The 12,211-nt window shown below is 71.0% G+C and carries 8 protein-coding genes; 2 read left to right on the forward strand and 6 right to left on the reverse strand.

Annotation, left to right across the window (positions count from 1 at the left end):
- Window position 1: 1 nt before the first annotated feature.
- Window positions 2-970, reverse strand: a complete 969-nt coding sequence (locus AB0C66_RS12075) for a TauD/TfdA family dioxygenase (protein ID WP_362436191.1) — start codon at window positions 968-970, stop codon at window positions 2-4.
- Window positions 967-5,082, reverse strand: coding sequence for a PA14 domain-containing protein (locus tag AB0C66_RS12080; protein ID WP_362436193.1), 4,116 nt, complete (start codon window positions 5,080-5,082; stop codon window positions 967-969). The genes AB0C66_RS12075 and AB0C66_RS12080 overlap by 4 nt, the downstream gene beginning before the upstream one ends.
- A gap of 194 nt (window positions 5,083-5,276) precedes the next feature.
- Between AB0C66_RS12080 and AB0C66_RS12085 the strand changes: the two genes are divergently transcribed.
- The gene (locus AB0C66_RS12085; protein WP_362436195.1) at window positions 5,277-5,927 is read left to right on the forward strand and encodes a response regulator transcription factor; all 651 of its coding nucleotides are present in this window, start codon (window positions 5,277-5,279) and stop codon (window positions 5,925-5,927) included.
- Window positions 5,928-6,156: 229 nt separating this feature from the next.
- Here the strand turns inward: AB0C66_RS12085 and AB0C66_RS12090 are convergent, their stop codons facing one another.
- From AB0C66_RS12090 to AB0C66_RS12100, 3 genes are all read right to left on the reverse strand, one after another.
- A complete protein-coding gene (locus tag AB0C66_RS12090) occupies window positions 6,157-6,414 on the reverse strand; it encodes a LysR family transcriptional regulator (protein ID WP_046084493.1) in 258 nt (85 codons plus the stop codon).
- Between the two features lie 291 nt (window positions 6,415-6,705).
- On the reverse strand, window positions 6,706-9,255 hold the full coding sequence (locus AB0C66_RS12095) for an FtsX-like permease family protein (protein WP_362436197.1): 2,550 nt from the start codon (window positions 9,253-9,255) through the stop codon (window positions 6,706-6,708).
- Window positions 9,255-10,019 (reverse strand): ABC transporter ATP-binding protein, encoded by a 765-nt coding sequence (locus AB0C66_RS12100; protein WP_362436199.1) that lies wholly within the window; start codon window positions 10,017-10,019, stop codon window positions 9,255-9,257. The genes AB0C66_RS12095 and AB0C66_RS12100 overlap by 1 nt, the downstream gene beginning before the upstream one ends.
- Before the next feature lie 244 nt (window positions 10,020-10,263).
- On the opposite strand from AB0C66_RS12100, the gene AB0C66_RS12105 reads away from it, so the two are divergent.
- Window positions 10,264-11,481 (forward strand): cytochrome P450, encoded by a 1,218-nt coding sequence (locus AB0C66_RS12105; protein WP_362436201.1) that lies wholly within the window; start codon window positions 10,264-10,266, stop codon window positions 11,479-11,481.
- 25 nt (window positions 11,482-11,506) lie between these two features.
- Here the strand turns inward: AB0C66_RS12105 and AB0C66_RS12110 are convergent, their stop codons facing one another.
- On the reverse strand, window positions 11,507-12,199 hold the full coding sequence (locus AB0C66_RS12110) for a DUF4142 domain-containing protein (RefSeq protein ID WP_362436203.1): 693 nt from the start codon (window positions 12,197-12,199) through the stop codon (window positions 11,507-11,509).
- Between the last annotated feature and the right edge of the window lie 12 nt (window positions 12,200-12,211).

A 12,211-nucleotide genomic window follows, 5' to 3' on the forward strand; every position in this document is an offset into this window, starting at 1 on the left:
CCTACCCCGCGCGCTGCGTCATCGACACCAGCACCTTGCGGTCCCCGGTGTACGGACGGCGCCCATGCGTGGTGAGGATGTTGTCGATCATGATCAGATCGCCGTCCTCCCACCCCTCGGCCAGCGTGGTGGTGGCGTACACACCCAGGATGGTGGCCAGTTCCCCCGGGGTGACCGGAGTGCCGTCACCGACGTACGCGTTCCGCGGCAGCCCGTCCTCACCGCAGATCTCCAGCAGCCCTTCGCGGACCGGCTCCGGCAGCGCGTGCACATGGAACAGATGGGCCTGGTTGAACCACACCCTGCGCCCGGTGACCGGGTGTTCCACCACCGCCGGACGGCGCTGCCGGGTGCGCAGCACCTCGCCGTCCCACTCCGCCTCGATGTCGTGCTCGGCGCAGTAGCGGTCCACCTCCGCCTTGTCGTCCGTCTGGAACCCCTCCTGCCAGGACAGCCCCATCCCGGTGCGGTACGTACGGGTGTAGAGCACCCCGTGCTCCTCGAACCGCGCCACCAGCTCCTCGGGCAGCCGGTCCAGCACCGCGCCGCTGTCGGCCACCGGGGTCTCCCCGCCGGTGGCCGCCGCCTTGGCGCAGTACAGGAAGAGGTTGTGCGGCCAGTTGTGGGAGTACGCGCTCTCGTTGTGCTGCGGAATGGACTGGTCGGCCGGGTACTCGGTGGAGGTGTAGACATTGCCCTTGACCCGGCTGCGCGGGGTGGAGCGCTCGTTGTACTCCAGCGTCCGGCCGCCGATCAGCTCGGCCAGGCCCGCCAGTTCGTCCTGTTCGCCCAGGCCCAGGTTCTTCACCATCACCGCGGCGTGGTCCAGCATCGCCGCCCGCAGCCCGTCCACATTGGCGGTGAGCCACCCCGGTCCGTCACCCCCGTGCCGCGGGGTGACCCGGACCAGTCGGGTGCCGTGGTGTTCCAGCAGGTCGACCGAAGCGTCCGCGAAATACTTCTCCGTCATTCCTTCTCCACCTCCAGGCTGAAGCCGTCGATGCTCACGTGGTTGACCGGGTCACCGGCCGCGTACTCGTAGCCGTTCAGGAACGGCCCACCGGACACCGGCTGGGTGAAGCGGCCGAGGGTGTTGTTGAGCAGCCGGGTGTCCAGCACCGTGGCGTACTGCGCCCCCGCGTGCTCGGTCCCGCGCTGGTACTGGCCGAGCCAGCCGTAGTCGTAGTCACCGGGCAGGTTGTCCGGGATGTGGTCGGGGTCGACCGCGCCGTCCGCGGTGAGCGGTTCGCCGTACGGGCCGTAGCGGTACACCCCGCCCCGCTGGTGTCCGTCGTCATCGGCCACGGCGAACACATCGCCGCGCACCGTCGGATAGCTCCAGCTGGTACGGGCCCCGGCCACGGCGCCCTCGCGCACCCGCACCACCCCGCCGGGCAGCGCCACCACCCTCGCCAGCACCCGCTTGTCGGCGCGGAGCACGAAGTCGATATCCGGGTCGGTCAGCGAGGTGTGGCCGTAGAGCCGGCCGGAGTCACCGGCGCCGGTGGAGGTGCGCTCGACCAGGTGGTCGGCGGTGTCGGAGGTGTAGCGCACATCGGCCGGGTCCTTCCCGGTGATCTTCGAGCCGAGATAGCGCTCGGCCGCGTCATGGCGCTGCACCACCGTGGCACCGCCCAGCCGGTAGCCGGTCATATGGCCGTTCCCGGCGTAGGTCACCCCGCTGACCGGAGTGTCACCGGTGGTGGCGAGCAGCCGGTCGGCGGCGTCGTAGCAGTAGCCGGTCGTGGTGGTGCCGTCCGCCGTACGGTCGGTCAGCCGCAGCCGGTTCCCGTTGTCCCCGGCGCCCGCCTCGGTGCCCTCGGGGCAGTCCGCGGGCGCGCCGGTGAAGCCGTAGCCGTAGTGGTGTCCGGTCACCCACGCGTCGACCAGCCGCCCCGCCGCGTCATAGCGGTAGTTGGGCCCGTCCTCGCGCGGATCCTCACCCGCGGTGGACTCGTCCGTCACCACCCCGGAGCGGGCCCGGGTGACCCGGCTCGGCAGCTCGCGGCCGTCGGCCAGGGTCCAGTCCTTGGCGGTGATCCGGCCCGCGGCGTCCCGCCGTACGGCCAGCTTCGCACCACCCGCGTACGCGACCTTCTCGAGCTGGCCGCCCTCGTCCAGCGCGACGGTGGCAAGTGTCCTGCCGTCCAGCGCGACACCGGTCTCCCGGCCCGCGTCGTCATATGTCACCGTCTTCACCTGCGCCCGGTCCCCGGGCGGGGTGGACGTCTCGCGCACCGCCCGCCCGGCCCGGTCGTAGCGGGTGTCGGTGCGGATGCCCTGGACATCGGTGAGCCGTACGGTCCGCCCGAGCAGATCGACCGTGTACACCAGGTCGCCACCGGGTTCGGACGCCTTGGTGGTCAGCGGATCCCCGCCGTACGCGGTGTCGTAGGTGATGGTGCGCGCCGGGGCGTCGGCATTGCCGGGCACGTGCATGGCCAGGATCTGGCCGCGCTCCCCGTAGTCCACACAGGCCCACTTCGGCCCGCCGAAGGTCACCGCGACCGGCAGCCCGCGGGTGTTGTAGACGAACCGCTCGGCCCGTGCGGAGCCCTTGGCCGGGGCCGCCGAGGTGACCGCCTTCGGCAGCCCCGCCTGCGGCAGCGGATCGTCCTTGTCGGTACAGGGGTTGTCGGCCTTCTCGTCGGCGCCGTAGTACGTGTACGTCTGGCGGGCGCCGCTGGGCATCACCTTGGCGGTGGGCCGGAACATCTCGTCATAGGTGTAACCGGTCGTGAGCTTGAGCCCCTTCGGGTCGGTGACCGTGGCCACCGGTACGCCCATCTCGTTGAGCCGGGTCTCCACCGTGCGGTCCGGGACCCCGTCGGAGCCCGCGGTCACCGTGGTCATGCCGGTGGCGCCGTATGCCGTGGTCTCCGACGGCACCTTGGCGCAGCCCTCGGGGGCCGGGGTCACCAGCCCGCCGTCGTCGGCGAAGCACTTCCGGGGGCCGGGTCCGAAGGTGCCGACGGGGCGGCCCGCCTCGTCGTGCACCGTGGTGGTCAGCCGTCCCGCGGCGTCGAGGACGGTCGCGGGCTGTCCGTCCGCGGTCCAGGTGGTGCGCACGGTCCGGCCGGTGGCGTCGGTGTCCGCACCGACCCGGCCCGCGGTGTCGTACGCCACGGTGCGGACCCCGCGCACCCCGGCCACCTCGACCCGGGTGGAGCCGGAGCCATAGCGGTAGGTGTGCTGGGGGCGGGCGGGCCCGCCGTCGGCGAAACCGGTGGGCTCGGGACCGGCCAGCAGGGTGGCCCGGCCTCCCCCGGGCGCCGTGTCCGCGTAGTCCACGCGGTAGTTGGCGGTGGAGTGGTCACGGCGGTCCGGGTCGACCGCGATCCAGTCCATCACCAGTGGGGTGCGGACATCGGTGAGCCGGTGGTCGGCGGTGTAGCCGAAGTCGGTGGTCTCCTCACCGGGGTTGACGATGCGGGCCAGCTTCCCGGCCGCGTAGTGCAGCTGGGTGGTGCCCACGCCCGGCACGGTGACGGCGCAGACGAAGCCCTGGGGGGCATGGTCGTCGGCGCAGACCGAGTCGCCCGCGTAGGCGAACGTCAGACCCGCGTCCTCGGCCCGCTCGGCCGCCTTACGTTGGGCGGAGTCGGCGGCGTGGTCGCCCTTGGTCTCGGGCCCGGGGGCGGCGAGCGGCGCGGGCCGCCCGGAGGCGGTGGCGCCGGACGTGGCATCCGTGGCGCCGGGGCTCAGCGGATGCGCCGCGCCGCCGTTGCCGGTTGTCCCGGTGGTCGCCGTCGGGCCGGTCGCCGTGGTCCCCGCGCCCGGCGCACCCTGGCCCGCGCTCTCCTGGAACGCACCGTCGCCCGTGCCCTCCTTGAGCGCACTGGCGCCCTTCGCGCCGGTGGCGGCCGGGGTCACGCTCCATCCGGGGGGCAGTACGGCGCCGTCGGGCGACAGCCATGACGCGGGCACCGGCAGCGCGCCCTTGCCGGACCGCTGGGCCCAGAGCGCCACCTGGCCGCCCTTCGCGGGCCGCTGGTACTCCATTCGGATCCGGTAGCTGTGCCCGGCCTTCAACTGGCGGACGGCCCCGAACCGGGGGGCCGGACCGCCCTTGCCGCCCTTCCAGTCGTCCACCACCGGTTTGCCGTCCAGCCAGATCCGCACCCCGCCGTCGTAGACACCGCCGAGGCGGTAGCCGCCCGCGTCCGGCACCCGCAACCGGCCGGTCCAGCGCGCCCGGAAGCGGTCGCCGGGCTTGGCGTCCGGCCACGGCGCGCGGTCGCCGCCCCAGCCGAACGAGGGCTGGGTGTCGGTCCGTACGGCCGCCGGGTCCTCCGTATCGCCGATACCGGTGCCGGAAGTCCCCGTGTAGTACGCGCCGGTGAGGCCGGCCTCGGCCGTGGCCAGCGAGTCGTAGGTGAAGGTGGCGCCCTGCGGACCGGCCGGGGTGGCGGCCTGCGGGGTGGCGACGGAGGCCGTGGTGTTGCCGTTCGCCAGGTTCACCGACACCGGGCCGAGGGTGTCGGCGGGCACCGGCCCCCCGGGGGCCTGCGCGCCGAGCCGCAAGTCCACCGCGAGGGAGCGGGCCGGGGCGTCGGCGGTCACCGCGGCGCCCGCGCGGTCCCTGGCCCGTACGGTCCAGCGGTACCGCTCCCCGTCCCTGAGCACCCCGTCCGGCACCGACCAGCGCGGGGTCCGCAGCCAGCCGGAGGAGACGGTCTGCCCGGTGCGCGGGGTGTCACCGGTGCCGATCACGAACTCGTACTCGGCACCGCCGTCGGTGCGCGCGGCGCTCAGCACCGGGCGGCGGACGGCCGTGGTCACCCCGTCGGCGGGGGCGGCGGGTTTCGGTGCCGCGGCGGCGCCCTTCCCGGCGCTCCCGGGCTTCCCCGCCTTCCCCGCCGGTGCGTCGGTGGTGTCGAAGTCCCCGGCGGGCCATGCGGGACGTACCGGTTCCCCGGCCTTCGCCGACAGCATGGCCACGTCCGAGGGGGCGCCGTGCGCGGCGCGGGCCAGCCAGTCCGGGGCCGCCGAGGCCAGGGTGCCACTCGCGATCATCGCCACGGAGGCGGTCACGGAGGCCGCACCCGCCACCGCCACTCTGAGTGTTCTGGTGCGAGCCATGCTCAGTCACCACTCCAACCTGAAGAGTCCGACCTGGAAAGCACCGCGCGCAGCCGCACGGCGTCGAGAGAGGGGGTCCAGGCCCGAATGCTCCCAACCGCCCCCACGCCCCCAAAGCCCTTAACGAAACTTTCGATACGGGCCCCGCGGCGGTCCCGCTGCGAAGCTGTGCTCTTCCGGCTACGGTGAGTGTCGTGACCACCCGTATCCTGCTGGCCGACGACCAGGACACCGTCCGGATCGGCTTCCGGCTGATCCTCGACTCACAACCGGACATGGAGGTCGTGGGCGAAGCCGGGGACGGCCTGGAGGCCGTCGAACTCGCCCGCACGTTACGGCCCGACGTGGTGCTCGCCGACATCCGGATGCCGCGGATGAACGGGCTCGAGGTCACCCGGCTGCTCACCGGCCCCGATATCGAGGACCCGGTGAAGGTGATCGTGGTGACCACCTTCGACCTCGACGAATATGTGCACACCGCGCTGCGCAACGGCGCCTGCGGCTTCCTCCTCAAGCGCTCCGGGCCCACCCTGCTGGTGGAGGCGATCCGCGCGGCGATGGCCGGGGACGCCATGATCAGCCCGTCGGTGACGGTCCGTCTGCTGCGGCAGTTCCAGGAGCCGGAGAAGCCGCGGGCCAAACAGCCGGTCGAGGCGCTCACCGAACGCGAGGTGGAGATCGCGGGGCTGGTCGCCCAGGGGATGACCAACGCCGAGATCGCGGGCGAGCTGTTCATCTCGGCGGGCACGGTCAAGACCCATATCGCCAACGTCCAGCGGAAGTTGGACGTCCGGAACCGGGTCGGCATCGCCGCCTGGGTCTGGGACAGCGACCGCGTCGGCTGAACGCCACCGACTTAACCGGTGGTTGGGTTCGCTGCACCTTCCTGCCATCCACACCCTGTGGACAACCGCGCCCGACCGGGCGTACAGGCGCCGGGCCCGGCCGCGGCCGCTCAACCCATGGACAAGAACCCGGCCGCAGGCGCCCGGCCTTGGACAAGGGCCCACCCATGGACAAGGGCCCGGCCCCCGTTGTGCGGGGGACACGGGCCCAAGGGCGTGCTGGAGAGCGTCAGGCGGCGGCGCAGACCCCTTTCATACTGTCGATGAGGGCCAGTACCGCACGGGCCGACGGGAGGATCATGCGCCCTTCACGGGTGAGCTGGGCGCCGGTGGAATCCCGAGTGAAGAGCTTTGTACCCAGCATTTGTTCCAGACACTTGATCTGATAGCTGATGGCCGGCTGTGAATAACCGAGGACCTTCGCCGCCTGATCCATACGCCCTATCTCCGCTATAGAGACGAAGGCGCGGAACTCCCGCTCGTGCATTTTGCCCCCTGTCCGATTCGGCTGCCTTCTGGGCTGCCGAGAACCGGTTCCACAGCACCGGTCATCCGATCCGTCGGACCCATATCAACGTAGCTGATCTCGAATGGCAACAGCCTGTGCAGGAAGCTGCAATGCGGTGCGCCGCACCCTGGGTAGGACCGCCCCGCGGTGCCTCGTCGGGGGATTTTTCGAGGCACCGCGGGAGTCTTTTCGGGTTTCCGCGACACGTTCCCGGCACGTTCCGGAAGAGCGGAAGTCACGGATGGCCGGCGAGCGGCTGGCGGGCGGGCATCACTCCTGGGTGACAGCCCTCAGTACATTCAGCCTGGCACCGCGCCGGGCAGGTCCCAGCGAGGCCACCATCCCGACCAGCGCCGCACCCACCAGATAGACCGCCATCAGCCCCCACGGCAGCGACAGCGTGCTCACGCCCTGGGACTTCATCGAGCGGGCCACCGCGAGTCCGAGCCCGGAGCCGACCACCACACCGAGTACCGCGCCGAAGAGCGAGATGACCACCGACTCCGTCATGATCATGCGGATGGTCTGGCCCCGGCCGAGCCCGATGGCGCGCAGCGCGCCCAGCTCCTTCGTCCGCTCCATCACCGACAGCGCCAGGGTGTTGACGATGCCGAGCACCGCGATGATCATCGCGACCGCGAGCAGTGCCTGTACGACGTTCAGCATCATGTCGAAGCCGTCGTTGAACTTCTGCGCGACCTCCTCCTTGGACTGCACCGTCACCTCGGGGCTGTCCCGCAGCGCCTTCTCCACCCGCGGCTGGACCGAGTCGGCCGAGGCGCCCGCCGCCAGCTTGATGTACGCCTGCGAGGGCTGGGCGTAGCGGAAGCCCTTCGTGGCGTCGGCCCAGGGCACCACCACGCTGTTGGCCAGCGCCATCTCCTCGAAGGTGCCCGCCAGCCGGTAGGTACGGCGCTCACCGCGCTGGAGCTGGAGGGTGACCTTGTCCCCGACCTTCACCCCGCGGTCCTTGGCGGTGTTCTTGTTCATCAGCACCGAACCGGGGGCGAGTTCATCGATCGCCCCGGTATCGGTCCGCAGGCTCAGCAACCCGCGCGCCGCCTTCCAGTCCTCCCACGAGGACACGGTCTGAGTGGCGCTGCCGACCTTCGCCGTGTCGAACGAGGCCGCCGCCACCGCGTCCACCCCGTCGATCCCGCGCACCGTGCGCAGCGCCGCCGGGTCGATGGAGGCCGACATGCCCTCGCCGGTGTCGCCCATGGCGACCAGTTCGGACTTCAGCTTGCCGGAGATCTCGTCGTTGACGCTGTCCTTCGCCGACGCGGCGACCGTACTGAGGGTGGTGACCAGCGCGACGCCGATCATCAGGGCCGAGGCGGTGATCGCCGTACGGCGCGGATTGCGGGCCGAGTTGCGCCGCCCCAGCTGGCCCGGCAGCGAACGGGAGAACATCCCGCCCAGCAGCCAGACGGCGGGCCGGCTGATCAGCGGAGTGAGCAGCGATACCCCGATGAAGGCGAGCAGCACCCCGGGCAGTACGGCGGAGACGGCCGCGTCACCCGAGCCCATGAGCCCCGTCAGCAGCAGCCCGGCGCCCAGCACCAGCAGGATCGAACCGGTCCAGGTCTGCTTGCGGTGCCTGCGGTCCGGAGCCGCGGCGGCGCGGATCACCGCGATCGGCGGGACCTTCGAGGCGCGCAGCGCCGGGAACAGCGCGGCCAGCATCGTCACCCCGACGCCCACCAGCAGCGACACGATCACGGCGCTCGCGGGCACCGCGAGATCGGCGACCTTCAGCCCGTCCATGGTGTCCGCGAGCAGCGAGGCCCCCAGCGCGCCGAGGCCGACCCCGAGGCCGAGCCCGACCAACGCCGCGACCAGCCCGATGACCAGCGACTCCAGCAGCACCGAACCGATCATCTGGCGGCGGCTGGCACCCAGCGCCCGCAGCAGCGCCAACTCCCGCATCCGCTGGGCGATGATGATGGAGAAGGTGTTGATGATCAGGAAGACACCCACCAGCACCGCGACCGCGGCGAAGCCCAGCAGCACCTGGGTGACCAGGTCCAGTACGTCCCGCGAGCCGTCGGCCGACTTCTTCGACAGCTCCTCACCGGTGCGCACCTCGAACCCGTTGCCCAGTTCCTTGCGCAGCGCGGCCTGCACCGAGGCGGCCTTGGCGCCGGAGGCGAGGGTCACGGTGACCGCCGAGTACTCGCCGGTCTTCCCCAGCATCAGCTCCTGCGCCACAGGTTCGGTGAACGCGACCGTCTGCTCACCGCCGATGGAGTCCCGGTCACCGGAGTACCCGAAGACACCGGCGACGGTGAAGGTCCGCTTCGGCTCCCCGGTCAGCACCCCGATGGTGTCGCCGACCTTGAAGTGGCCCTTCTCCGCGAGCCCGGCGTTGATCGCCACCTCGCCCGGTTTGCCGGGGGCGCGCCCCTCGCGCAGCTTCAGCAGCGAGGTCTCACCGGTCCAGCTCTTGCCGTAGCGGGGGCCGCCGGTGGACGGGACCACCTTGCCGTCCCGGCCGAGCGCCCGTGCGCCCTCGACCCGTACCTCCCCGGCGGCCTCGTCGACCCCGGAGACGCCCGCGACCTCGCGTACCGTCTTCGCGCCCAGCCCCACCGGCGCGCTGGCCGCGTCGCCGACCCCGGCGTCGACCCGCGGCTTCGCTGCCACCTGGAGGTCGATGTCGTCGTACGCGCCCGCGAACTGGGCGTCGAACGACCGGCCCAGAGTGTCCTGGAGGACGAAGGCGCCGGAGACGAAGGTGACGCCCAGCACCACCGCGAGCCCCGACAGCAGCAGTCTGAGCTTGCGCGAGAGCACGCTCTTGAGAGTCGCCTTGAACATCAGGCCACCTTCTCCAGCGTGTCGATCTTCTTCATCATGTCGAGCACGGCCTCGGCGGTCGGCTCGGTGATCTCGGCCACCACCTGGCCGTCGGCGAAGAAGACCACCCGGTCCGCGTAGGAGGCGGCGTTGGGGTCATGGGTGACCATCACGATCGTCTGGCCCAGCGTCCGCACCGAGTCGCGCAGGAACTTCAGCACCTCGGCACCGGCCCGTGAGTCCAGATTGCCGGTCGGCTCATCGGCGAAGATCACCTCGGGCTGGGACACCAGCGCCCGCGCGCACGCCACCCGCTGCTGCTGCCCGCCGGACAGCTCCGACGGCCGGTGGCCCAGCCGCTCGCTGAGCCCCACCGTGTCGATCACCTGTTGGAGCCACTCCGGCGACGGCTTCCGTTTCGCGATGGCGAGCGGCAACAGGATGTTCTCCTCCGCGGTCAGCATCGGCAGCAAATTGAATTGCTGGAAAATAAATCCGATGCGCTCTCTGCGGAGACGGGTCAACTCCTTGTCGCTCATTCCGTTGACCTTCATATCGGCCACGTACACATCGCCCTCGCTCACCGAGTCCAGACCGGCGAGACAGTGCATCAGGGTCGACTTACCGGAACCCGAGGGCCCCATGATCGCGGTGAATTGGCCGCGGCGCAGTTCCACGTCCACCCCCCGCAGGGCGGCGACTTGGGCGTCACCCACACCATAGATCTTGTGGACGTTCACCGCTCGGGCGGCCAGTTCCGTCTCCGTCGAAATCGTCGCGCTCACGCGGCTCACTCTCCCTGTACCGGGCGGTGCTTACGCTGACGAGCCGAGACTAGGACCGGCCCCGGGGCTTCCACCTCTGCCGAATGGCAGAGATCGGGGCGGAAACCGGGCCCGCTTCGAAGTCTTTGCATCACCTCGGTGGTGGGCCGGGGCCGGGCCTAGGGTCGCGGGGACAGAGGCACCTCCCGGCGCATCTGCCGAGCACCTGACGGACAGCGCCCACCGGACAGTCGAGGGGGACGGCATGGCCACCACACGGACACTCTCCAAGTACTGGATGCTCACCAATGAGTTCACCCAGAACCCGTATCCGGTGCTGGAGCACGTCCGCGAGGAACGCCCGGTGTGCGAGATCGCGCTTCCCGACGGCGGTCGTGCCTGGGTGGTGACCCGCTACGACGACGCCAGGGCCGCGCTCGCCGACCCCCGCTTCAGCCGGGACATCCATATTCACTACCAGTTGATGTCCCGCCGCTCGGGACGCACTCTGACCCCTCCCCCCGAGGAAGCCAACCATCTGGCCAACCTCGAACCCCCGCGCCACACCCCGCTGCGCAAGGCCATCAGCTTCGCCTTCACCCCGCGCCGCGCTGAGGCGCTGCGACCGCGGATCGAGGAGATCGCCGACGAACTGCTCGACCGGCTGGCCACCCGGACCCGCCCCGATCTGATCGCGGGCTACGCCGACCCGCTGCCCGTCATCGTCATCGCCGAGCTGATGGGCGTCCCCGCGGACGCCTGGCCGGACTTCCTGCGCTGGTCACAGGCGCTGCGGACGTTCTCCCCGACCGACACCTCGGGGGTCCTGGACCGCAACATCCAGGACCTGTCCACGTATATGTCCTCGCTCATCGCGGCCAAGGAGCGGACACCGGGTGAGGATCTGCTGTCCTCCCTCATCCACGCCGACGCCGAACGGCGGCTGACCCCCACCGAGATCCTCTCCACCGGCTTCGCCCTGATGACCGGCGGCAACGACACCACCGCCAGCCTCGTCGGCGGCGTCCTCGCCGCCCTGCTGACCCACCCGGAGGAGCGGCGGCGGCTGCTCGCCGAACCGGGCCGCTGGGGCGCCGCGATGGACGAGCTGATCCGCTACGTCAGCCCGATCAGCAACGCCCTCCAACGCGTCACCACCGAACCGGTGGAGATCGGCGGGGTCACCATCCCGGCCGACGAAGTCGTCATCATCTCGGTGATGTCCACCAACCGCGACCGGGGCCAGTTCCCCGACCACCCCGAGGACCTGGACCTCGACCGCGCCAAACCGGCCCATCTGAGCTTCGGCTTCGGCATCCACTACTGCTCGGGGGCCCATCTCGCGAAGATCATCACGGAGATCGGGGCGAGGCGGCTCTTCGAACGCTTCCCCGGGGTCCGGCTGGCGGTCGATCCGTCGGAGCTGCGGTACCAGCAGAACGTGGTGGTACGCCCGCTGGAGGCGCTGCCGGTCAGCTGGTGAACGGGCAAGGGAGGCTGCACCGCCGTCACTTGGACTTGGGCACCGTGGAGGCCACGTCATCGAGCACGGCGTCGGTCAGCAGACCGGTGTCCTCCAGGACCTCCATATGGTCGTTCACCGTGTTGTTGGCCTGCGTGGCCAGCCGCCGGATCAGGGGGATCTTGGTGGTGGCGCGGACCTCGGCGATGGTGATGAAGATCTTGCCGTGCGAGGCGCGCAGCAGATCCACGAAGGTCTGGTCGAACTCCCGCCCCTTCGCGGCCTTCAACTGATCCACCCAGCCCTGCTGTTCGGCGCTGGCCTCGTCGGGGAGCGGGACGTTGAGGGCCTTGGCGTCCTCGCGGGTGAGCTGGTCCAGCTTGCTGTGGCCGTCCAGCAGATGCATCCCGGCCCGCTTGATCGCCTCGCTCGAGGCCTGACTCTGGGCCATCCGCCCGGCCGGTATCTCCCACAGCCCGGCCTGCCGCACCTTGACCAGGAACGTCTTGTCCAACTCGGTCAGCCCACCGGCCCCGGCCCCCGCCGCGCCCCCATTGCCCGCGGCCGGCAGATTCCCCGCCACCGTCTGGCCCTCCTCATCGCCACCGCGAGACATCCAGATGGACACCCCGGCGACAATCGCCGCCAGAGCGACCACCGCGGCGAGCACACGACTCATCGGAAAGGCACCGCCGCTGTTCCGCGCGTACCTGGCGTTCCGGGCGTGAGATTTCATCATGCCTCCTGAGGG

The sequence above is a fragment of the Streptomyces sp. NPDC048636 genome, assembly GCF_040650655.1.
GTDB lineage: Bacteria > Actinomycetota > Actinomycetes > Streptomycetales > Streptomycetaceae > Streptomyces.

Bases quoted from the DNA above. Each gene is read 5' to 3' on its own strand.
- AB0C66_RS12075 (WP_362436191.1), bottom strand. From the start codon at position 970: ATGACGGAGAAGTATTTCGCGGACGCTTCGGTCGACCTGCTGGAACAC.
- AB0C66_RS12080 (WP_362436193.1), bottom strand. From the start codon at position 5,082: ATGGCTCGCACCAGAACACTCAGAGTGGCGGTGGCGGGTGCGGCCTCC.
- AB0C66_RS12090 (WP_046084493.1), bottom strand. From the start codon at position 6,414: ATGCACGAGCGGGAGTTCCGCGCCTTCGTCTCTATAGCGGAGATAGGG.
- AB0C66_RS12095 (WP_362436197.1), bottom strand. From the start codon at position 9,255: ATGTTCAAGGCGACTCTCAAGAGCGTGCTCTCGCGCAAGCTCAGACTG.
- AB0C66_RS12105 (WP_362436201.1), top strand. From the start codon at position 10,264: ATGGCCACCACACGGACACTCTCCAAGTACTGGATGCTCACCAATGAG.
- AB0C66_RS12110 (WP_362436203.1), bottom strand. From the start codon at position 12,199: ATGATGAAATCTCACGCCCGGAACGCCAGGTACGCGCGGAACAGCGGC.